22 protein-coding genes are annotated in these 22,258 nt (G+C 62.9%); 20 read left to right on the plus strand and 2 right to left on the minus strand.

Going from position 1 to position 22,258, the window contains the following annotated elements; translation table 11 throughout:
- Positions 1-184 precede the first annotated feature (184 nt).
- A complete protein-coding gene (locus AC6GQJ_RS00005; protein WP_500770506.1) occupies positions 185-418 on the minus strand; it encodes a DUF1127 domain-containing protein in 234 nt (77 codons plus the stop codon).
- A gap of 226 nt (positions 419-644) precedes the next feature.
- On the opposite strand from AC6GQJ_RS00005, the gene AC6GQJ_RS00010 reads away from it, so the two are divergent.
- The 9 genes from AC6GQJ_RS00010 (at position 645) to murD (ending at position 11,567) form a co-directional block, all read left to right on the plus strand.
- On the plus strand, positions 645-1,718 hold the full coding sequence (locus AC6GQJ_RS00010; RefSeq protein ID WP_500770508.1) for an Mrp/NBP35 family ATP-binding protein: 1,074 nt from the start codon (positions 645-647) through the stop codon (positions 1,716-1,718).
- 705 nt (positions 1,719-2,423) lie between these two features.
- Positions 2,424-2,915, plus strand: coding sequence for a division/cell wall cluster transcriptional repressor MraZ (gene mraZ, locus AC6GQJ_RS00015; RefSeq protein WP_500770510.1), 492 nt, complete (start codon positions 2,424-2,426; stop codon positions 2,913-2,915).
- 29 nt (positions 2,916-2,944) lie between these two features.
- Positions 2,945-3,907 (plus strand): 16S rRNA (cytosine(1402)-N(4))-methyltransferase RsmH, encoded by a 963-nt coding sequence (rsmH, locus tag AC6GQJ_RS00020; RefSeq protein WP_500770512.1) that lies wholly within the window; start codon positions 2,945-2,947, stop codon positions 3,905-3,907.
- A complete protein-coding gene (ftsL, locus tag AC6GQJ_RS00025) occupies positions 3,907-4,263 on the plus strand; it encodes a cell division protein FtsL (protein ID WP_500773972.1) in 357 nt (118 codons plus the stop codon). The genes rsmH and ftsL overlap by 1 nt, the downstream gene beginning before the upstream one ends.
- Entirely contained in the window at positions 4,260-6,047 is a 1,788-nt protein-coding gene (locus tag AC6GQJ_RS00030) for a peptidoglycan D,D-transpeptidase FtsI family protein (protein ID WP_500770514.1), read from the plus strand. Before ftsL ends, AC6GQJ_RS00030 begins: the two co-directional genes overlap by 4 nt.
- A 19-nt stretch (positions 6,048-6,066) precedes the next feature.
- Complete coding sequence (locus tag AC6GQJ_RS00035) at positions 6,067-7,542, plus strand: UDP-N-acetylmuramoyl-L-alanyl-D-glutamate--2,6-diaminopimelate ligase (protein ID WP_500770516.1); 1,476 nt, start codon at positions 6,067-6,069, stop codon at positions 7,540-7,542.
- Positions 7,539-8,984 carry a UDP-N-acetylmuramoyl-tripeptide--D-alanyl-D-alanine ligase gene (locus tag AC6GQJ_RS00040; protein ID WP_500770518.1) on the plus strand — a complete coding sequence of 482 codons (1,446 nt, stop codon included), beginning with the start codon at positions 7,539-7,541 and terminating at the stop codon, positions 8,982-8,984. The genes AC6GQJ_RS00035 and AC6GQJ_RS00040 overlap by 4 nt, the downstream gene beginning before the upstream one ends.
- A gap of 12 nt (positions 8,985-8,996) precedes the next feature.
- A complete protein-coding gene (mraY, locus tag AC6GQJ_RS00045; RefSeq protein ID WP_500770520.1) occupies positions 8,997-10,079 on the plus strand; it encodes a phospho-N-acetylmuramoyl-pentapeptide-transferase in 1,083 nt (360 codons plus the stop codon).
- Between the two features lie 93 nt (positions 10,080-10,172).
- Positions 10,173-11,567 (plus strand): UDP-N-acetylmuramoyl-L-alanine--D-glutamate ligase, encoded by a 1,395-nt coding sequence (murD, locus tag AC6GQJ_RS00050; protein ID WP_500770522.1) that lies wholly within the window; start codon positions 10,173-10,175, stop codon positions 11,565-11,567.
- Between the two features lie 233 nt (positions 11,568-11,800).
- Here murD and AC6GQJ_RS00055 read toward each other — a convergent pair whose 3' ends face one another.
- Positions 11,801-12,976: a BaiN/RdsA family NAD(P)/FAD-dependent oxidoreductase gene (locus AC6GQJ_RS00055; RefSeq protein WP_500773974.1), complete on the minus strand. Its 1,176-nt coding sequence runs from the start codon at positions 12,974-12,976 to the stop codon at positions 11,801-11,803.
- Between the two features lie 111 nt (positions 12,977-13,087).
- Between AC6GQJ_RS00055 and AC6GQJ_RS00060 the strand changes: the two genes are divergently transcribed.
- The 11 genes from AC6GQJ_RS00060 (at position 13,088) to AC6GQJ_RS00110 (ending at position 22,258) form a co-directional block, all read left to right on the plus strand.
- Entirely contained in the window at positions 13,088-13,615 is a 528-nt protein-coding gene (locus AC6GQJ_RS00060) for a redoxin domain-containing protein (protein WP_500770524.1), read from the plus strand.
- Positions 13,616-13,728: 113 nt separating this feature from the next.
- The gene (ftsW, locus tag AC6GQJ_RS00065; protein ID WP_500770526.1) at positions 13,729-14,895 is read left to right on the plus strand and encodes a putative lipid II flippase FtsW; all 1,167 of its coding nucleotides are present in this window, start codon (positions 13,729-13,731) and stop codon (positions 14,893-14,895) included.
- Entirely contained in the window at positions 14,892-15,986 is a 1,095-nt protein-coding gene (locus AC6GQJ_RS00070; protein WP_500770528.1) for a UDP-N-acetylglucosamine--N-acetylmuramyl-(pentapeptide) pyrophosphoryl-undecaprenol N-acetylglucosamine transferase, read from the plus strand. Before ftsW ends, AC6GQJ_RS00070 begins: the two co-directional genes overlap by 4 nt.
- The gene (gene murC, locus AC6GQJ_RS00075; protein ID WP_500770530.1) at positions 15,987-17,393 is read left to right on the plus strand and encodes a UDP-N-acetylmuramate--L-alanine ligase; all 1,407 of its coding nucleotides are present in this window, start codon (positions 15,987-15,989) and stop codon (positions 17,391-17,393) included.
- On the plus strand, positions 17,390-18,595 hold the full coding sequence (locus AC6GQJ_RS00080; protein ID WP_500770532.1) for an APC family permease: 1,206 nt from the start codon (positions 17,390-17,392) through the stop codon (positions 18,593-18,595). The genes murC and AC6GQJ_RS00080 overlap by 4 nt, the downstream gene beginning before the upstream one ends.
- Positions 18,595-18,885 (plus strand): DUF2484 family protein, encoded by a 291-nt coding sequence (locus AC6GQJ_RS00085; RefSeq protein ID WP_500770534.1) that lies wholly within the window; start codon positions 18,595-18,597, stop codon positions 18,883-18,885. Before AC6GQJ_RS00080 ends, AC6GQJ_RS00085 begins: the two co-directional genes overlap by 1 nt.
- Positions 18,882-19,130 carry a DUF2484 family protein gene (locus AC6GQJ_RS00090; RefSeq protein ID WP_500770536.1) on the plus strand — a complete coding sequence of 83 codons (249 nt, stop codon included), beginning with the start codon at positions 18,882-18,884 and terminating at the stop codon, positions 19,128-19,130. The genes AC6GQJ_RS00085 and AC6GQJ_RS00090 overlap by 4 nt, the downstream gene beginning before the upstream one ends.
- 65 nt (positions 19,131-19,195) lie before the next feature.
- Positions 19,196-19,396, plus strand: a complete 201-nt coding sequence (locus AC6GQJ_RS00095; protein WP_500770538.1) for a hypothetical protein — start codon at positions 19,196-19,198, stop codon at positions 19,394-19,396.
- Positions 19,397-19,429: 33 nt separating this feature from the next.
- Positions 19,430-20,353 carry a UDP-N-acetylmuramate dehydrogenase gene (murB, locus tag AC6GQJ_RS00100; protein WP_500770540.1) on the plus strand — a complete coding sequence of 308 codons (924 nt, stop codon included), beginning with the start codon at positions 19,430-19,432 and terminating at the stop codon, positions 20,351-20,353.
- An 88-nt stretch (positions 20,354-20,441) separates the two neighbouring features.
- On the plus strand, positions 20,442-21,365 hold the full coding sequence (locus tag AC6GQJ_RS00105; RefSeq protein WP_500770542.1) for a D-alanine--D-alanine ligase: 924 nt from the start codon (positions 20,442-20,444) through the stop codon (positions 21,363-21,365).
- On the plus strand, positions 21,353-22,258 hold the full coding sequence (locus AC6GQJ_RS00110; RefSeq protein ID WP_500770544.1) for a cell division protein FtsQ/DivIB: 906 nt from the start codon (positions 21,353-21,355) through the stop codon (positions 22,256-22,258). Before AC6GQJ_RS00105 ends, AC6GQJ_RS00110 begins: the two co-directional genes overlap by 13 nt.

Here is a 22,258-nt window from a genome sequence, read left to right on the forward strand (position 1 = left end):
GGAGGTAGGGGCCGCCGTGCTTACAACATCGATCAGGTCAGGGAGGAGGAGGACCTCAACCGATGTATGCGTTTGCACCGTTCGGTGCGAAGAAAAGGTGCGACGACGCCAGGGAGGAGGAGGGCGCCGCCGCTAATTACAGATGCCCCAGGGAGGAGGAGAGGAGCATCTGATCTCGGTGTTCTTAGCGAGTGGTGTCTTTGTACGCGGATTCCCACGCGATCCGCTTCAGCTCGGACCGGTGGATGCCCAGATCGGCCAGTTCGCGGCTGGACAGTGCGCCCAGTTCATTCAGTGTGTCACGGTACACGCGGCGTGTTGCGTGACGCTCTGCGGCGGTTTCAAAGAACCGTGCGACGTTTGCGAGTACGCGTTCAACCAGATCGTTGCTGCGTGCTATGTCATTGTAGTAGGCCATGTTTATTGCCTCGTGCTCTTGTTTCGTTAGCCCAAACATAAGCGAATGCTGCAGATGCACAATGGTCGTGTCGGCAATGCTGCTATGCAGCAAATGCATGGGGTTCAGGTTGAAATAGTAGGCATGTTGCCTAAGACGGTGGCAGATTCGCCGTGAATCCTGCCTGCCCCTTGCTCTCTGTTCAAATTCTGCCAGTTATTGCGGCAACCCAGCAAGGACCATCCTTATGCCCCTTACCAAAGACCAGATCATGTCGGCCTTGGGCCGGATTGCATTGCCCGACAAAGAGACCCTGATCAGCAGGGATATGATTCGAGCGGTGCAGATTGACGGCTCTACCGTGCAGTTCGTGATCGAAGCGCCGACACCGGAGCTGGCGGCGACAATGGAACCTGTGCGCGCCGCGGCCGAAGCTGCCGTGCGTGCCATAGAAGGTGTGGAGCAGGTGCGCGTTGCCCTGACTGCCCATGGTCCGGCGGCGAAACCTGCCGCGCCACCCAGCCTGAAGATCGGTGGCCATCCCAAACCGCAAGAGGGTCCGACCAAGCCCGCAGGGGTCAAACGCATTCTTGCGATCGGCTCGGGTAAGGGCGGTGTGGGCAAATCCACTGTGTCCTCGAACCTTGCCGTGGCGCTGGCGCGGGCGGGCCGCAAGGTCGGGCTGCTGGATGCAGATATATACGGTCCCAGCCAGCCGCGCATGATGGGCGTGAACAAGCGCCCCGCATCGCCCGATGGCAAGACGATCATCCCGCTGCATGCCCACGGCGTCACGATGATGTCGATCGGCTTCATGCTTGAAGAAGGCAAAGCGGTGGTCTGGCGCGGGCCGATGTTGATGGGCGCGTTGCAACAGATGCTGGGGCAGGTGGAGTGGGGCGAGCTTGACGTGCTGCTGGTCGATCTGCCGCCCGGAACGGGGGATGTGCAGTTGACGCTGTGCACCAAGTCCGAGTTGAGCGGCGCCATCGTCGTCAGCACGCCGCAGGATGTAGCATTGATTGATGCGCGCAAGGCGATAGACATGTTCGCGACCCTCAAGACGCCTGTGCTGGGGTTGATCGAGAATATGTCGATGTTTGTCTGTCCCGATTGCGGATCGGAGCACAAGATCTTCGGGCAGGGCGGTGTCGCCGCCGAGGCCGAGAAGATGGGCGTGCCGCTGCTGGGCGCGCTGCCCATTGATCTGGACACGCGACTGGCAGGCGATGCCGGTACACCGATTGCAGCAGGCGACGGGCCGATGGCAGAGGCCTATGCCCGCATTGCCCAAGGGTTGATCCAAGGCGGCATGGCCTGATCCCCTTAATTCCGGCAGGGCGCGCCGCCTCCGCGCGGGCGCCCTGCGACACATATATACCACTTTCATTTTAGGCGTGGTCGGAGGGCCCATGGGAATTTGTGGGAAATGCCTGCAAATCCGCGCCGGTTTCGAATCGAATTTGCGGGATGTCCTGTGATTCACGGGGCTGTGATTTGGAACAAAGAATAAACATCGCTTAGTCAGTGAGCATGGGCGAAAGTTTTTTGGGATTTTATGGGCCGCGCTGGCACGGGCAGGGGTGGCACTACATATAGTGTCTGATTACGGTTTTAGCGCAGAATAGGCGGAAATTTGCCATCTTTCTGCATATAGTATGTGTCCGTGACCTCTCGATTTCGCGATCTCGCGACCGCCATGCCCATAAAAAACTGTTGTTTCCCATCAATTCCCATGGCATCCCTAATGCATCAGATGAGAACGAGCCCGGGGCAGCAAACGACCCCAAGCAATACAAAAAACTCTAGCAGGTTTCATACAGGCACCTCGCTTTCATCAGACCAGAGATCCGGCGCGCGAGCGAGCAGACATCCCCCCAGGTGGCGCGCGCAGCTGGACATCCCGCCAAGCGGGACGAGGGCGGCGGGTTGATCAGTGGCAGCAGATCAACCCGCCGTTTCCATTTTCAAGGCCGGACAAATCAAGCGTTCGGCACAACGGGGACAAAAAGGGACGGGCCGAACAGTGGCACGCAGGTTCAGAGGCGAAAGCGACCACAAGGTGGACGCGAAGGGCAGGGTGTCTATCCCCGCCTCGTTTCGCCGTGTGATCGAATCCTGCGACCCTGACTGGACCGAAGGCCTGCCGCCCCGTGTGATCTTGGTCTATGGCGGCGCGACGCGTGACTACCTCGAAGGGTTCACCATCGAGGCCATGGACGAGGTCGACGAAAAGATTTCCAAACATCCGCGCGGCTCGGCCAAGCGCAAGGCGATGGAGCGTCTGTATAGTGCGCAATCCATCGAGACCGTCGTGGATGACACGGGCCGCATCGTGCTGCCCGCCAAACTGCGCGAGAAGATCGGCCTTGATGGCATGGCGCGCTTTGTCTCCTCGGGGGACACATTCGAAATCTGGAACCCTGACGCCTATGACGCCAGCATCGCGGCGCTGGATGACGACGGGTTCGACCCCGATCTGGATCCGTCTGTCTATCTCGACGGGGACATGGATTAAGATGTCGGTAAGGGCGAAGGCACAAAAAGATGTCTGAAGGGCCACATATTCCAGTTCTGATCGACGCGATCCTGTCGCATTGCGCCCCGATCGAAGGCACATGGCTGGACGGCACGTTCGGGGCGGGTGGCTATACCCGTGCGTTGCTCGAGGGTGGTGCTGCCAAGGTGATCGGTGTGGATCGTGACCCGCTGGCCTTTGACATGGCCGCCGACTGGGCACCTGATTACGGCGACCGGCTGGTGATGCAGCAGGGCGTATTTTCCAAACTTGACGATTATGCCAGCGACCTTGACGGCGTCGTGCTCGACCTTGGCGTGTCCTCGATGCAGCTTGATCAGGCCGAGCGCGGATTTTCCTTTATGAAGGACGGCCCGCTGGACATGCGCATGTCGCAGGACGGCCATTCGGCAGCTGATCTGGTGAACACGGCGGACGAAACCGTGCTGGCCGACATCCTGTTCCATTATGGCGAGGAACGCGCCAGCCGCCGCATTGCGCGCGCGATCATCGCTGCCCGTCCCATCACCACAACGCTGGAACTGGCAAGCATTGTCGAAAAATGCCTGCCGCGCCCCAAACCGGGCCAGTCGCACCCCGCCACGCGCAGCTTTCAGGCGCTGCGCATCGCGGTGAACAATGAATATGGCGAGTTGTATCAGGGCCTTATGGCCGCTGAGCGCGCACTGAAACCCGGTGGTAAGCTGGCGGTCGTCACCTTTCATTCGGTCGAGGACCGGATGGTCAAACGGTTCCTGACCGCACGCGGGGGCAGGGCGGCCAATGCCAACCGCTATGCGCCCGAAACAGTGCAGGCCGCCGCGCAATTCACGCTGAAAAGCCGCAAGGCCATCGCGCCGGATGCGGATGAGCTGGCCATCAATCCGCGCAGCCGCTCGGCCAAGCTGCGCGTCGGGGTGCGTACCGACGCACCCGCCGGAGAGATCGAGGCCAAAGCCTTGGGCATGCCGCACGTCAAAGGGGGACTATGATGCGCAGTGTACTTTATGTTCTGACAACGCTGGCGGTGATCGGTCTGGCCTTCTGGGCCTACCGCGAAAACTATGCCACGCAGGAATCGCTGGCCGAAACGGACCAGTTGCACCGCGACATCCGCGCCGCGCATTCCCGTCTGGCCGTGCTGCGGGCCGAATGGGCCTATCTGAACCGGCCCGACCGTCTGCGCGATCTGGCCGACATCAACTTTGACCGTCTGGGCCTGCTGCCCTTCCGTCCCGACCAGTTCGGGCGCACAGACGAGGTTGCCTATCCCGCGCCGCCCCTGCTGGACATTACAAATAGTGTCGAGGTCATCGGCACCATCGAGCAGGAGGAGGACGCAGAATGATCCGCACGCCGCTTCGCCCGCTTGCCCGTATCCTGCCTGCCCGTGCCGCCGGACAGAACCCCGAGGCGATCGAGCGTGAAAACCTTGCCCTGCGCCACGAAGAAATGCGCGACCGCGCCCGCCAGCGTGCCGAAGGGCGGTTGCTGGTGCTGGGGGCATTCTTTTTCTGTGCCTTTATCGTGATCGGGGCGCGAATGGGTATGCTTGCCACGTCCGAACCCGTCGAACCCCGCGCCAGCGCGCAAGGGGCCGCCATCTCGGCGGCGCGCGCTGATATCGTGGACCGCAAGGGCCGTCTGCTGGCCACCAATTTCGAAACCCACGCCCTTTATGCGCAGCCGCCGCATATGATCGACAAGGCGGCCGCCGCCAAGCAATTGGCCGAAATCTTCCCCGATCTTGAGGAACAGGATCTGCTGGAGGACTTCACCGGCAAGCGTAAGTTCCTGTGGATCAAGAAGAAGATCAGCCCCGAACAGATGCAGGCCGTGCACGAAATTGGCGATCCGGGCCTGTTGTTCGGCCCGCGTGACATGCGCCTTTATCCCAATGGCTCGCTTGCGGCCCACGTGCTGGGCGGTGCGTCTTTCGGCAAGGAAGGCGTGCACGCTGCCGAGGTGATCGGCGTTGCGGGTGTCGAGAAATACTTTGACGAATATCTGCGCGATCCGGCCAACGGTCAGCGCCCGCTGGAACTGTCGCTGGACCTGACGGTGCAGGCGGCGGCGGAACGGGTGCTTTATGGTGGCATGAAGATCATGAACGCCAAGGGCGCGACCTCGGTCCTGATGGATGTGCACACGGGCGAGGTTGTGTCGGTCGTGTCTTTGCCGGATTTCGATCCCAACAACCGCCCGCGCCCCGCGATCACGGGCGACCAGTCCGACAGCCCGCTGTTCAACCGCTCGGTGCAGGGCGTGTATGAACTCGGCTCGACTTTCAAGATTTTCACCGCCGCGCAGGCGGTTGATCTGGGTATTGTGACGCCCGACACGGTGATCGACACCAAGGGGCCGATGCGCGTCGGCGGCTTCCGCATCGGTGAATTCCAGAACAAGAATTACGGCGTGCTGACTGTGTCGGACATTATCGTCAAATCCTCGAACCGTGGCACGGGGCGCATGGCGCTGGAAATCGGGATCAAGCGGCAGCAGGATTTCCTGCAAAGCCTCGGCTTTTTCGAGGCGACCTCGTTCGAACTGGTCGAGGCGGCAACCGGCAAGCCGCTGCTGCCCAAACGCTGGACTGACCTGAGCGCGGTCACAGTCAGCTATGGCCACGGCCTGTCCTCTTCGCCCATGCATCTGGCGGCGGGTTATGCGGCGATTGCCAATGGTGGCTATGCGGTGCGTCCGACGATCCTAAAACAGAACGGCCCCCGCTATGGCGAACGTGTGATGAGCGCCGAGGCCGCCCGCGCCGCCCGCGACATGCTGCGCGCCGTGGTGTCCAAGGGTACCGCCAGCATGGGCGATGTGGAAGGCTATGCCGTGGCGGGCAAGACCGGTACCGCGGACAAGCCCAAGCCAAATGGCGGGTATTACGATGACAAGGTCATCGCCACCTTTGCCACCATGTTCCCCGCCCATGATCCGAAATATGTGCTGATCGTCACGCTGGACGAACCGGTCGAGACGTCGGGCGACAAACCGCGCCGCACGGCGGGTTGGACGGCTGTTCCGGTGGCGGCGGAAATGATCGGGCGCATTGCGCCGCTTCTGGGACTGCGTCCAACCGTTGAACACAAACCATTGGCTGATATAACGCTGACCAGCAGCAACTGAGCCAAAAGGCCGAATACACATGGGCGCGCAGGCAAGACCTCTTTCATCTTTGGGCCTGACCGCCCAAGGCGGAGCCAATCCAGACATCACAAACATCGCGGTGGACAGCCGTCAGGTAGTGGACGGCACCCTGTTTGCCGCCATGCCCGGCAGTCGTGTGCACGGGGCGGAGTTCATCCAATACGCCGTGCGCATGGGGGCGGTGGCCGTGCTGACCGACCGTGCAGGGGCCGAAATTGCGGCCGACCATCTGGACGGGATCGCCGTGGTGCTGACCGACGATCCGCGTGCCGCCCTGTCGCGCACCTGCGCGCTGTGGTTCGGCGGACAACCCGACACGATGGTCGCCGTGACAGGCACCAACGGCAAAACCTCGGTCGCCACATTTGTGCGCCAGATCTGGATCGAGATGGACTTGCCGGCGGTCAACCTCGGCACCACAGGGGTCGAGGGCGCGTGGACCGCGCCGCTGGCCCATACCACGCCCGAACCCATCACCTTGCACCGCACCTTGGCCGAGGCCCGCGCCGCTGGCATCACCCACGCCGCGATGGAGGCATCAAGCCACGGGCTCGACCAGCGCCGCCTTGATGGCGTGACCCTGAAAGCCGCCGGTTTCACCAATTTCACGCAGGATCATCTGGATTATCACGAGACGTTCGAAGCGTATTTCGACGCCAAGGCGGGCCTGTTCGCCCGCGTCCTGCCCGAAGATGGCACCGCCGTAATCAATATGGACGACGCACGCGGCGTCGATATGGCCGCGATTGCCCGTGCGCGGGGGCAGACCGTGCTGACGGTTGGTCGCGACGGCGGCGATCTGCATCTGTCGGCCCAGCGGTTCGACAGTACCGGACAGGATGTGCGGTTCGACTACCTCGGCAAATCCTACACCGCGCGCCTGCCGCTGATCGGCGGGTTTCAGGCCGACAATGTGATGCTGGCCTGCGGCCTTGTGATCGCCTGCGGGGCCGAGCCTGAGCGCGTGTTCGAAACCTTGCCCCATATGGGCACCGTGCGGGGCCGTATGCAGCTGGCGGCCACCCGCGAAAACGGCGCGGCGGTCTTTGTGGATTACGCCCACACGCCCGATGCTGTGGCGACCGCGCTGTCGGCCATGCGCCCGCACGTGATGGGCCGCCTTGTGGCGGTGATCGGCGCTGGCGGTGACCGCGACGCGGGCAAGCGCCCGTTGATGGGGCAGGCGGCGGCACAGAATGCGGACATCATCTTTGTCACCGACGACAACCCCCGCTCCGAAGATCCTGCGTTGATCCGTGCGGCAGTAATGGAAGGCTGCCCCGAGGCGATTGAGGTCGCCGACCGCGCCGAGGCGATCCTGCGCGCGGTCGATGCCCTTGGGCCAGGCGATGCGCTATTGATCGCGGGCAAGGGGCACGAAACAGGCCAGATCGTGGGCGATGACATCCTGCCCTTTGACGACGCCGAACAGGCCAGCGTGGCCGTGGCAGCACTGGAAGGACGACTGACATGACGCTTTGGACTTCGACCGATGCTGCCGCCGCCACGGGCGGTGTAAACACGCGCGAGTGGACCTGCACAGGCATCAGCATCGACACCCGCACCTTGCAACCGGGCGACCTGTTCGTCGCACTCAGCGATGTGCGCGATGGCCATGACTTTGTTGCCCAAGCCTTTGAAAAAGGGGCGGCGGCGGCGCTGGTATCGCGCGTTCCGGACGTGGACGAGGACTGTCCATGCCTGATGGTCAGCGACGTACTGACCGCGCTCGAGGCTCTGGGCAGCGCCGCCCGCGCCCGCACCGACGCGCGCGTCGTGGCGATCACCGGATCGGTCGGCAAAACCTCGACCAAGGAAATGCTGCGCGCCATTTTGGGCGATCAGGGCCGCACCCACGCCTCTGTCGCCAGCTACAATAACCACTGGGGCGTGCCACTGACCTTGGCACGCATGCCGCAGGACACCGAATATGCGGTGATCGAAATCGGCATGAACCACCCCGGAGAGATCGCGCCACTTGCCAAACTGGCACGCCCCCATGTGGCCATGATCACCACCGTCGCACCCGCCCACCTAGAAGCGTTCGAGAATATCGAAGGCATCGCGGTGGAAAAGGCGTCGATCATTGACGGGCTGGAATATGGCGGGACGGCGATCCTCAACAATGACTGTTCAACAGCTGCCATCCTTCAGGCCAAGGCGCATGACGCCAAGCGCCGCGATGTGGGCTTTGGCGAACACGGCTTTGATTTTGTGCTGAATTCCCTTGATCTGGGCCGCGATACCACGGTCGTGCAGGCCACTGCCCATGACGCGCCGCTGCTGTTCAAGATCGGCGCGGTGGGGCGGCACTATGCGATGAACGGTCTGGGCGCGCTGGCCGCGGCCGAGGCGTTGGGCGCCGATCTGGCGCTGGCCGCGCAATCCTTGGGCCGCTGGTCGCCGTTCGAAGGGCGTGGCGCGCGCGAGGTGATCTGCCTTGATGCGGTGGACACGCACCTGACACTGGAATTGATCGACGACAGCTATAACGCCAACCCGACTTCGATGGCTGCCGCGCTTGAAGTGCTGGCTGCCGCGCAAGTCACCCACGACACAGGCCGCGTCAGCAAGGGGCGGCGCATCGCCTTTCTGGGCGATATGAAGGAGTTGGGCGCGGACGGGGCAGGGATGCACGCCGATCTCGCCGCACTGGACGCGGTTGACGCAATCGACACTGTCCACTGCATCGGCCCGCTGATGAAGAATTTGCATGCGGCTCTGCCTGAGGACAAGCGCGGCTTCTGGGCCGAAACCTCTGACGATATGGCCAGCCGCGTTGTGCGGTCGCTCGACAGTGGCGACGTTGTGCTGGTCAAGGGGTCGCTCAGCATGAAGTTGAGGGTGATCGTTGACGTGATCCGCAAAATGGGCCATCCGGTCGCAACGGGCACTGGCCCACAAGATAATGGGTAGGGACCGGCACGCATGCTCTATTGGTTGACAGCACTTTCGGATGGCGGGGATTTCTTCAACCTTTTCCGCTACATCACCTTTCGGGCGGGCGGGGCGTTTCTGACGGCCCTGATCTTCGGCTTTGTGTTCGGTCGACCGCTGATCGCGGTGCTGCGCAAACGGCAGGGCAAGGGCCAGCCGATCCGTGATGACGGCCCCGAGGGGCATTTCGTCAAAGCGGGCACGCCGACCATGGGCGGACTGCTGATCGTGGGCGCGCTGGTGTTCTCCACGCTTCTTTGGGCGCGGCTCGACAATCCGTTTGTGTGGATCGTGCTGGGCGTGACGCTTGCCTTCGGCCTGATCGGATTTCTGGACGACTACGCCAAAGTGTCCAAGCAAAACACCGCAGGGGTGCCGGGGCGGGTGCGGCTGTTGCTCGGCTTTCTGATCGCGGCCATCGCGGCCTATTTCGCTGCTGTGTCCCACCCCGAAGGGCTGCAAAACCAGCTGGCCGTGCCGATTTTCAAGGATGTTCTGGTCAATCTCGGCCTGTTGTTCATCCCGTTCTCCATCATCGTGATCGTGGGCTCGGCCAATGCGGTGAACCTCACAGATGGTCTGGACGGGCTGGCCATCATGCCGGTGATGATCGCCGCGGCCACGCTGGGTATCATCGCCTACTTCGTCGGCCGCGTGGACTTCACCGAAGACCTCGGCCTGCACTATGTACCCGGCACTGGCGAATTGCTGATTTTCTGCATGGGGCTGATCGGCGGCGGCTTGGGCTTTTTGTGGTATAACGCACCGCCTGCCGCTGTCTTCATGGGCGACACAGGCTCCCTCGCCCTTGGTGGGGCGCTTGGTGCTATCGCGGTCGCGTCTAAGCACGAAATCGTCTTTGCCATTGTGGGCGGTATTTTCGTGGTCGAAGCGCTCAGCGTGATGATCCAAGTGATCTACTTCAAACGCACCGGCAAACGTGTGTTCCTCATGGCCCCGATCCATCACCATTACGAGAAAAAAGGCTGGGCAGAACCGCAGATCGTGATCCGCTTCTGGATCATCGCGCTGATCCTCGCCCTGATCGGCCTCGCCACACTCAAGGTACGCTAGAATGACCCACACCGCTGTTCTTTTGGCCATAAATACTGCGGGGAGCGCGAGGGGCTGGCCCCTCGCTCCGATGATGACCAAAGGCGCTGCCGCATGATCCCCGTGCGCGGCCTGTCAGGGGCAAATGTGGCCGTGCTGGGCCTTGGCCGTTCGGGGCTTTCCGCCGCGCGTGCACTGGCCGAAGGCGGCGCAACGCCAATCTGCTGGGACGACAATCCGGATGCCCGCGCACGGGTCGAGGCCGAAGGCTTCACTTGCCGCGACTTCAAGAAAACCGGCGCATTCGACGACATCGCGCGGCTGATCCTGTCCCCCGGTATCCCGCACCTCTACCCCTCGCCAAACGCGGTGGTTGCGGCAGCGTGGGCGGCCGGCGTGCCGGTGGACAATGATATCGGGCTGTTCTTCCAGTCTTTCGCGACCACGGAATGGGACAATTTCGACACCGCGCCCAGCGTGATCGCCGTGACCGGATCGAATGGCAAGTCCACCACGTCGGCACTGATCCACCACATTATGGAGGCCGCACGGCGGCCCAGCCAGTTGGCGGGCAATATCGGGCGCGGCGTGCTGGACATCGACCCGCCCCATGATGGCGAGGTGGTCGTGCTGGAACTGTCGAGCTACCAGACCGATCTGGCACGTGCCCTGACGCCGGATGTGGCGGTGTTCACCAACCTCACGCCGGACCATCTGGACAGGCACGCGGGCATGGGCGGATATTTCGCCGCGAAACGCCGCCTGTTTGCCGAGGGCGGACCGGACCGTGCGGTGATCGGCGTGGACGAGGACGAGGGGCGCTACCTCGCCAACCAACTGAGCGAAGGCCCCGCCGATGATCGCGTGATCCGCGTCTCGGCGGACAGCAAGTTGTCCGGGCCGGGATGGTCCGTCTTTGTGCGCAAGGGGTTCCTGTCGGAAGTGCGCAAGGGGCGGCAGGTTGCCTCCATCGACCTGCGCGGAATTTCGGGCCTGCCGGGTGCGCATAACCATCAGAACGCCTGCGCGGCCTATGCCGCTGCGCGCGCTGTGGGCATCGCGCCCAAAGTGATCGAGACAGCCTTTGCCAGCTTTGCGGGCCTGCCGCATCGCAGCCAGACCATCGCAGAAGCCAATGGCGTGCGGTTCGTGAACGACAGCAAGGCAACCAATGTGGACAGCGCGGCCAAGGCTCTTGCGGCCTTTGACAGCATCCGTTGGATTTGCGGCGGCTTGCAGAAAGAGGGCGGGCTTGACGGTGTGAATGCGGCCTCGGGGTCAGTGAAAAAGGCCTATGTGATCGGGCGCGAAGCGGCGCAATTCGCGATGCAGTTGAACGTCACCGCGCAGGTCTGTTCGACCATGTCCGCCGCTGTCGCTGCCGCGATGGAAGAGGCCGAGCCGGGCGATGTGATCCTGCTGGCACCGGCGGCGGCCAGCTTTGATCAATATGACAGTTTCGAGCGGCGCGGCGATGATTTCGTCGCAGAGGTCCAGAAGCGGCTGTGATCCAACGGCGCGCCCTTGCGGGCGCACGACATTCTTGGATTAAAGGCTTCTGGCCCACCAAGACAGATATCTGTCTGCGCGCACCATCCCCGCGACCGGCCTGACAGAGCCCGCACCCAGCCCCAAGTAAAATCGTCGTATCCCCGCAAGCGGGGCCCCGCGTCGATTTTCCTTGGACCTGTATGCGTGATCTGTCGGGCAGCGCGCAGCCGATGGCGGCTCCGAGACAGATGTCAGTCCGACAGGGCGCGTGCGGCGGCCATGGCCGAGGACCACGCCCATTGAAAGTTGTACCCGCCGAGCCAGCCTGTCACATCCACAGCTTCGCCGATGAAATAGAGGCCGGGGGTGGTTTTGGATTCCATGGTTTTGGAACTGAGCGTGGCGGTGTCGATGCCCCCACGGGTGACTTCGGCGGTACGGTAGCCTTCGGTGCCGTTCGGGGTCAGTTGCCAGTTGGACAGCGCGTCGGTCAGTGCCTCGATCCGCGCATCGGACAGATCGCCCACGCGACCGCTAAGGTCGAATTCACCGCTGAGGTGATCCACAAGCCGTGATGGCAGCAGGCGGGCGAGTTCGGTGGTCAGCGCCTTTTTCCCGTCGCTTTGGCGTTTGGTTTTGAGCGTGGCTGCAAAGTCGGTGTCGGGGCAGAGGTTCACAGTAATGGGCTGGCCCGCGTGCCAATAGCTTGACGCTTGCAGGACTGCCGGACCGGACAGGCCGCGATGGGTGAACAGGAGGGCTTCGTCAAAGGCGGGGCCGTTCGCCTGTACCCGTGCGGGGCAGGCCACGCCCGAAATGGCGGCAAAGCGCCCGTCGGGGAAGGTGAAGGGGACGAGGGCCGCGTCAAGGTCGGTCACGCGGTGGCCGAATTTGCGCGCCACATCATAGGCAAAGCCGGTCGCGCCCATTTTCGGAATGGATATACCGCCCGTGGCGATCACCGCATTGGCGGCGGTGATATGGCGGGTATGGCCGTCCTGTACGATGGTCGCCTTGAACCCGTCGGGGGATTTGCCGAATTGCGTCACCTCGGTCTGCAACGACAGTTCGACACCGGCCTGTTGCATCAGACTGCGCAGCATCGCCACGATATCTTTGGCCGACACGTCACAGAACAACTGGCCAAGGGTCTTTTCGTGCCACTTGATCCCGTGCTGGTCCACAAGGGCGACAAAATCCCATTGGGTATAGCGTGCCAGCGCGGATTTGGCGAAATGGGGGTTCTCGCTGATGAAGGCGTGCGCGTCGCAATACATGTTGGTGAAATTGCAGCGCCCGCCGCCCGAGATGCGGATTTTCTCTCCGGCGGCGCGGGCGTGATCCACCACCAGAACGCGGCCCCCCGCGTGGGCGGCGCACATCATGCCAGCAGCACCGGCCCCTATGACGAGCGTGTCGTAATCCATGACGTCCCCGTGCAGGAATGCACAGGTCTGGTCAAGGTCCATGGGTTGTTCGGGCGCCTTTGCCGCTTACTTGTTCTTCAAGCTTTAACCGCAACGAACAGGAGACACCCCATGACCAAACCGACCGCAGGCAGCCCTTTTCCCAAGACAGAGCTGGACCGTCTGGGCGGCGGCAAGATCACCCTTGGCGTGCCCGAACAGGGCCGTGACTGGCAACTCGTCGTGATCTATCGCGGGCTGCACTGCCCGCTGTGCAAGAAGTATCTGGCCGAACTCGAAGAGATGCAGGGCGATTTCCACGACATCGGCGTTGATGTGGTCGTTGCCTCGGGCGATCCCGAAGAGAAAGCCAGCGCCATGGCAGCGGAGAAATCCCTGACCCTGCCCATAGGCTTTGGCATGTCGATTGCGCAGATGCAGGCCTTGGGACTTTATATCTCGGATCCGCGCAGCCCAGAGGAAACCGACCGGCCCTTCCCCGAACCGGGGATGTACGTGGTGAACGGCCAAGGGAATATCCAGATGGTCGATCTCTCGAACGCGCCGTTCCTGCGGCCCGACCTGCAAGCGGCCCTGCGGGGCATCACCTTTGTGCGGGACAAGGATTACCCCGTGCGCGGCACGCATAAACCCGCCTGATATTGGCGCGGGCCGGTCCAACAAGGGCTAGCCCGCGCGCGTTTTTCCCGCTATGCTGCGCTTTGTACCTTGGATCAACCAAGGGCAACGAGGCAGTGTAAAGGCGGCAGATCATGACAGAGATGGTCTATGGCGCGGTTCCGGTACGGGACGGCGAACCCATACTTCCAAAATGGTGGCGGACCATCGACAAATGGTCGCTGAGTTGCGTTCTGATCCTGTTTGCGATCGGACTTTTGCTTGGTTTGGCGGCATCGGTGCCGCTGGCCGAAAAGAACGGGTTTGCGCCGTTCCACTACGTCACACGACAGGCGGTGTTCGGGGCGGGCGCGTTGCTTGCCATGATCCTGACGTCGATGATGACGCCGCTTCTGGTGCGCCGTCTGGCGGTGCTGGGGTTCCTCGTGGCCTTTGTGGCGTTGGCGCTGCTGCCGTTTCTGGGCACGGATTTCGGCAAAGGGGCGGTGCGCTGGTACAGCCTTGGCTTTGCGTCGATCCAGCCGTCTGAATTCCTGAAACCTGGTTTTGTGGTGGCTGCGGCGTGGATGATGGCCGCCAGCCAAGAGATCAACGGCCCTCCGGGCAAGGTGTGGTCCTTTTCCCTATGCGTCGCGATTGTGCTGATGCTGGCCTTGCAGCCCGATTTCGGACAGGCCTGCCTTGTCCTGTTCGGCTGGGGTGTGATGTATTTCGTGGCCGGTGCGCCGATGCTGTTGTTGGTGTGCATGGCCGGTGCGGTCGTGTTTTTCGGCACGATTGCCTATTCCAACTCCGAACACTTTGCGCGCCGGATTGACGGCTTTCTAAGCCCAGATGTCGATCCGCGCACGCAGCTTGGATACGCGACCAACGCGATCCAAGAGGGCGGGCTGTTCGGTGTCGGCGTGGGCGAGGGGCAGGTGAAATGGTCGCTGCCTGATGCGCATACCGACTTTATCATTGCCGTGGCTGCCGAAGAATACGGCCTGATCCTCGTGCTGTGCATCATCCTGCTTTATGCGGGGATTGTTGTGCGCTCGCTCATGCGGTTGGTGCGCGAGCGTGATCCGTTCATCCGCCTTGCGGGCACGGGTCTGGCCTGCATGTTCGGGGTGCAGGCGATGATCAACATGGGCGTTGCGGTGCGTCTGTTGCCTGCCAAGGGCATGACCTTGCCCTTTGTCAGCTATGGCGGCAGTTCGGTCATTGCCAGCGGGATTGCCGTGGGCATGTTGCTGGCCTTTACGCGCACACGCGCGCAGGGCGAGATTGCAGATTTCCTGAGCCGGGGGCGGCGGTGAAACAGCCATTGTTACTGATTGCAGCCGGTGGCACGGGCGGGCACATGTTCCCCGCGCAGGCACTGGCCGAGGCGATGCTGGCCAAGGGCTGGCGGGTAAAGCTGAGCACGGATGCCCGTGGCGCGCGCTATACCGGCGGGTTCCCGCATACGACCCAGATTGAACACATTTCGTCGGCCACCTTTGCGCGCGGCGGCGTGCTGGCCAAGGCGGCGGTGCCGTTCCGTATTCTCGCCGGTGTCATCGGCGCGGGGTTCAAGATGCTGCGCGACCGGCCTGACGTGGTTGTGGGCTTTGGCGGCTATCCCACCATTCCGGCCATGGCGGCGGCGACCCTTCTGCGCTTGCCCCGTATGATCCATGAACAGAATGGCGTGCTGGGCCGCGTCAATCGCATTCTGGCCAAACGTGTGCAGATCGTGGCCTGCGGGACATGGCCCACGGACCTGCCCGAAGGGGTCCAGGGACTGCATGTGGGCAACCCTGTGCGCAGCGCGATCCTAAGCCGCGCCGAGGCGGGGTATATCCCACCCGGCGATTATCCGATGGAGATTTTGGTGATCGGCGGCTCGCAAGGGGCGCGCATCCTGTCCGATATCATTCCGCCCGCCATTGCCAGCCTGCCGATGGAGCGTTTGCGCAATCTGCGTGTCAGCCATCAGGCGCGTGGCGAGGACGAAGAGCGCGTGCGCGCCTTTTATGACGAACACAACATTTCTGCCGATGTGCAGCCGTTTTTCACCGATGTCCCTCGTCGCATGACCGAGGCGCAGCTTGTGATCTCGCGTTCGGGTGCGTCGTCGGTGGCGGACATTTCGGTGATCGGGCGTCCGTCGATCCTGATCCCCTATGCGGCGGCCACGGGCGACCACCAGACGGCCAATGCACGCGGTCTGGTACAGGCCGACGCCGCCATTCTGATCCCCGAAAGCCAGATGAGCGTCGAGATTATGGCTGAACAGATCTCGGCCATACTGGACAATCCGGACGCCGCCGCGCAGATGGCGCGGGCTGCTGCCAGCGCGGGCAAACCCGAAGCCACACAAAGCCTTGTTGAACTCGTCGAAACCCTCGCACAGAAAGGGACGTAAATGAACGCCGCTACAAAACTGCCCGGAGACGTGGGCCCCATCCATTTTGTCGGGATCGGTGGCATTGGCATGTCCGGCATTGCCGAAGTGTTGTTGAATCACGGCTATGTGGTGCAGGGGTCTGACCTCAAGGCGTCCAAGATTACCGACCGTCTGGCGGAACTGGGCGCGCATATCTTTGTCGGTCAATCCGCCGAGAATATCGAAAGCGCCGAAGTGGTGGTTATTTCTTCGGCCATCAAGCCGGGCAATGCCGAACTGGACGCCGCGCGCGCCCGTGGCCTGCCCATCGTGCGCCGTGCCGAGATGCTGGCCGAACTGATGCGTCTGAAATCCAACATCGCCATCGCAGGCACCCATGGCAAGACGACCACCACCACGATGGTCGCGGCCCTGCTGGACGAGGGCAAGTTTGACCCCACAGTCGTCAATGGCGGCATCATCCACGCCTATGGCTCCAACGCGCGCAAGGGCGAGGGCGAGTGGATGGTGGTTGAGGCCGATGAGAGCGACGGCACGTTCAACCGTTTGCCCGCCACCATCGCCATCGTCACCAATATCGACCCCGAACATATGGAACACTGGGGCACCGAAGAGGCGCTGCATCAGGGCTTTTACGACTTTGTGTCCAACATTCCGTTCTATGGGCTGGCCGTATGCTGCACCGATGATCCCGATGTGCAGGCGCTGGTCGGCAAGATCACCGATCGCCGCGTCGTGACCTACGGATTCAACGCGCAGGCCGACGTGCGCGCCATCAACCTGACCTACGAGGCGGGTGTGGCGCATTTCGACGTTGCCCTGCAATCCGAGGACATGGTGATCGAAGGCTGTTCCCTGCCCATGCCGGGGGATCACAACGTATCGAACGCACTGTCGGGCATTGCCGTGGCGCGCCATCTGGGAATGAAAGCGGACGAAATCCGTTCGGCCCTTGCGAATTTCGGCGGCGTGAACCGCCGCTTTACCCGTGTGGGCGAAGTGGATGGCGTGACCATCATCGACGATTACGGCCACCACCCGACCGAGATTGCCGCCGTGCTGAAGGCTGCGCGTCAGGCCACTACGGGCCGCGTGATCGCCGTGCACCAGCCGCACCGCTATACCCGTCTGCACCACCATTTCGACGACTTCTGTTCCTGTTTTAACGATGCCGACGTGGTGGGCATCACCGAGATTTTTGCCGCTGGCGAAGACCGCATCGAAGGCGCATCGCGGGAAGACCTTGTTGCCGGACTGATCCGCAGTGGCCACCGCCATGTGCGCGCCGTGATGGGCGAGGATGATCTGGAGCGCTTGGTGCGCGAACAGGCCCGTCCGGGTGATCTGGTTGTGTGCCTTGGGGCAGGGACCATCTCGGCTTGGGCGAACGCCTTGCCCGACCGGTTGAAAAACAGCGCGGCATGACTGCCGACGCCGCCCCCTCCGCGCTGAAGCGGCGCATCGGGCCATGGCTTTTGACGGCCTACGGTGTCGGTGTGATGGTGGGGGCGGGGATTTACGTGCTGGTCGGTGCCGTGGTGGCGCAGGCGGGCATCTGGGCCCCTTTATCTTTCCTTCTGGCAGGGCTGATCGCGGCCCCGACCGCCCTCAGCTATGCCGAACTGTCCACCCGCATCCCCGAAGCAGGGGGCGAGGCGGCCTATGTGGCGACGGGGCTGAAAAGTGACCGGCTTGCCATGGCCGTAGGGCTGGCCATCGTGTTGGCGGGCATCGTGTCTGCCGCCGCCGTTCTGCGCGGCGGTGTCGGTTATTTGCAGGTGGTGATGGATGTGCCTGCGGTCTGGGCCATCATCGCGCTTGGCGTGCTGCTAACCCTTGTGGCGATCATCGGCGCGGTCGAAAGCCTGAGCGTTGCCGCCGTGTTCACGGCTGTGGAACTGGCGGGGCTGGGGCTGGTGATCTGGGCAGGCTGGTGGGCCGAACCCGTCGCTGCCTATAGCGCGCCACCGGCGATTGCATGGTCGGCTGTCGGGGTGGGGGCGGTCCTCGCCTTTTTCGCCTTTATCGGGTTCGAAGACATCGTGAACATGGCCGAGGAAACGCGCAATCCGTCGCGCACCCTGCCCATCGCGATCATCGTATCGCTGGCGCTGACCACGGCAATCTATGCGCTGGTCACATGGGCCGCCGTGCGCGCCGTGCCTGCGGACCTGCTGGCCGGATCGGAACAACCCCTTGCTTTGGTCTGGAGCGGGGAAGACGCCGCCCGCGATGCCCGCCTGTTGTCGGCCATTGCGGTGGTGGCGGCGTTGAACGGCATTCTCGCGCAGATCGTCATGGCGTCGCGCGTGCTGTTCGGCATGGGCCGTCTGGGCCGCGCCTTTGCCCCGTTGCAACGGGTGCACCGCCGGTTCGGCACGCCTGTCCTTGCCACGGTGTTGGTGGGTGGCGCGATCATCGCGGGCGCGCTGGCCTTGCCGGTCGCGACGCTAGCGGGGGCGACCTCGGTCATATTGTTGAGCGTGTTTGTGGTGATCAACATCACCCTGATCGTGCTTAAACGCCGCTTGCCCGAGGCACCGTTCAAGGTGCCGATGGCAACGCCCGTGATCGGCGCAGTGCTGGCGGCGGGGGCCTTGCTGTTTTCGGTGGGGGGCATGGTGTAATGCTGCTGTGGATCAGTGTGGGCTGGGTTTTGGCGGCAACCGTGGTTGCGATGCTGCCCATGCGCCACCAGTATGCCCCCGGACTGGCGTTATTGATCGCCGCGCCGCTTATCATCCTGTGGATCGGCCTTGCCGTGGCATGGTGGGCGGGCCTGCTGGCGTTGGCGGCTTTCGTGTCGATGTTCCGCAACCCGCTGCGGTATTTCTGGGCCAGATTGCGCGGCCAGAACCCACCCTTGCCAACAGCGGTGCAGCAAACCCAATCCTTGCCACCGGAGGTGCAGCCATGAGCTTGTCGATCATCCTTGCCTGCCTATGGGCGCTTGTTGCCAATGTGCTGGCGATGTTCCCCAGTAAGGACAACCACTGGACCAATGCCTATGCGCTGATTGCGGTGGGCATACCGATTGTAGGCTATGTGACATGGCAGCACGGACCTTGGATCGGCTTGCTGGTACTTGCGGCGGGGATGAGCGTGCTGCGCTGGCCCGTCATCTACCTGACCCGCTGGATCAAGAGGCGCGTTGCGCGATGATACCGATTGCGCTGGCATCCTTGTGCATTGGCATCGCTGTTGGGTTCACCCTCGCACGGCGGTTTATGTTGCGCACTTTGGTCGGGCTGATCTGTGCGCTGGTGGGGCTGATCTGTTTTGTGGTCTTGGTTCCCGCCGATACGCTGCCCGGGGATGGGTACGCCATTCTGATCGCGGCGTTCCTGATTGCGCCGCCAATGGCATCAGGCCTGTTCGGGGGCGGGGTGTTTGCATGGCTGCTGCGTCCGCGTTCATCGCGCCCTTGACGCCGCCGCGCCTGCGCGCCATTGCCCTTGGCCATGACATATGACCTTCCCGACGTGCGCGGCACGCTGACCGCGCAAAAAGACTTGTCCACCCTTACCTGGTTGCGCGTTGGCGGGCCGGCCGACTGGCTGTTCCAGCCTGCGGATGTGGAAGACCTAAGCACTTTCCTTGCCGCGTTGGACCCGTCGGTGCCGGTGTTCCCCATGGGCGTGGGCAGCAACCTGATCGTGCGCGACGGGGGCTTGCGTGCGGTGGTGATCCGGTTGGGGCGCGGGTTCAACGGGATCGAGGTGGACGGCACCACGGTGCGGGCAGGGGCGGCGGCACTGGATGCGCATGTTGCGCGCCGCGCGGCGGATGCGGGGGTGGACCTCACGTTCCTGCGCACCATTCCGGGTACTATCGGTGGCGCGGTGCGCATGAACGCGGGCTGTTATGGCAGCTATACGGCGGACGTCTTCGAAAGCGCCCAAGTGGTGCTGCGCGATGGCACGGTTACAACGCTGGATGCTGCGGCGTTGAACTTCCGCTATCGCCAAAGCGATCTGCCCGAGGGCGCAGTGCTGACAGGTGTCACGCTGCGCGCCCCCGAGGGCGACCCCGAAACCCTGCACGCGCGCATGACCGACCAACTGGCCAAACGCGATGCAACCCAACCCACCAAGGACCGCAGCGCGGGGTCGACTTTTCGCAATCCTGCGGGGTTTTCATCGACGGGGCAGGCCGATGATGTGCATGACCTGAAGGCGTGGAAGGTCATTGACGACGCTGGAATGCGCGGTGCACGTCGTGGTGGTGCCCAGATGAGCGAGATGCATTCCAACTTTCTGATCAATACGGGGGCGGCAACGGCCGCAGATCTCGAAGGATTGGGCGAGGACGTGCGAAAAAAGGTTTACGATTCCAGTGGTATCACGCTAGAATGGGAAATTATGCGCATAGGCGAACCGGAATAAGGTGCCAGCGCTAGGCAGGCCGAAAACTGAATAGAGATTTTGGCACAATAATCGAGGGCCCGCAAAAGGGCTCCGGGACAAGAGGCACATGGCGGGTCAGTCGAGCAGGACGACTCCGAAAGTGGCGGTATTGATGGGTGGCGCGTCGGCGGAACGCGAAGTGTCACTTGCCAGTGGGAAACCCTGCGCTGCCGCGCTGAGGAGCACAGGTTACGAGGTGGTCGAGGTCGATGTGGACCGCGATCTGGCCTCTGTATTGATTTCCGAAAAACCGGATGTTGTCCTCAATTGCCTGCACGGGCGGTGGGGCGAAGACGGCTGTGTGCAAGGCCTGCTTGAATGGCTTGGCATTCCCTATTCCCATTCGGGCGTTCTGTCCTCGGCGCTGGCCATGGACAAACAGCGCACCAAGGACGTGTACCGCGCCGCTGGTTTGCCCGTGGTGGACAGCGTGATCGTGGCCGCAGCCGAAGTGCGGCAGCATCACGTGATGGCCCCGCCCTATGTGGTCAAACCCAACAATGAAGGATCGAGCGTCGGCGTCTATCTGGTGCATGACGCGGCCAATGGCCCGCCGCAACTAGACGACGCGATGCCTGAAACCGTGATGGTCGAGGCCTATGCCCCCGGGCGCGAGCTGACGACCACCGTGATGGGCACGCGCACTTTGGGTGTGACCGAGATCCTGACCGATGGTTGGTATGATTACGACGCGAAATACAAGGAAGGCGGATCGCGCCACGTGATCCCCGCCAATGTCCCGACCGAGATCACCGAGCTGTGCCTTGATTACGCAATGCGCGCGCACAACGCACTTGGCTGTCGCGGCCTCAGCCGCACCGATTTCCGCTGGGACGACACCAAAGGGGCCGAAGGCCTTATCCTTCTTGAGACGAATACCCAGCCCGGCATGACGCCCACCTCGCTGTCGCCCGAACAGGCACAGGCGGCGGGCATCTCTTTTGCCGAACTCTGCGCGTGGATGGTGGAGGATGCTTCATGTCCGCGATAAAGCGCATGGCAGCCGCGGGGACGGGCCATCGCCGCACGATGCGCGCCGATCCGGCGCCGTCGCGCTGGTCGTGGCGGATGCAGCGGTTGATGCTGACGCCGCTGTTCCGTTTGGGGCTGCGCGTGGGCGTGCCCTTTGTGCTGACCTTCGGGGCGGCGACATGGTGGCTGACCGATCCGCAGAACCAGTCGCTGATCCGCGATACCGTGGCCGAAGCCCGCGCCGCAGTGGAGCAACGCCCCGAATTCATGGTCAACCTGATGGCCATCGACGGTGTCGGCCCCGATCTGGACGAGGCGATCCGCGCCCAAGTGCCGCTGTCGTTCCCCGTATCATCCTTTGATCTTGATCCTGCCGCGATGCGCGACCGCATCCTCGAAATGCCCCCGGTGAAAGAGGCCAGCGTGCGCATCCGCCCCGGTGGTGTGCTGCACGTACAGATCACGCCGCGCGAACCGGTTGCGATCTGGCGCACGGCCGAGGGGCTGACCCTGATTGATGCCGCCGGTGTCGCCGTCGCCCCGATCGACAGTCGCGCCGAACGCGCCGAACTGCCCGTGATCGCGGGGGAGGGGGCCTCCAAACACGTGGATCAGGCGCTTGCGCTGGTTTCGGCGGGCGCGCCGCTGGGGGATCGCTTGCGTGGTCTGGTCCGGATGGGCGAGCGGCGTTGGGACGTGGTTCTGGACCGCAACCAACGCATCATGCTGCCCGCGCAGGACGCCGTGCGCGCGCTGGAACGGGCGATTGCGCTGAACGGCGTAGACGACCTTTTGGGCCGCGATATTGCCCGTATCGATCTGCGCCTGAACGAACGTCCCACGGTGCGGATGAATGCCAGTGCCACCGAAGAGTGGTGGAGAATAAGACAGTTGAACGCAGGGAACGAGTGA

This window comes from Tateyamaria sp. 7Alg 36 (assembly GCF_059882455.1).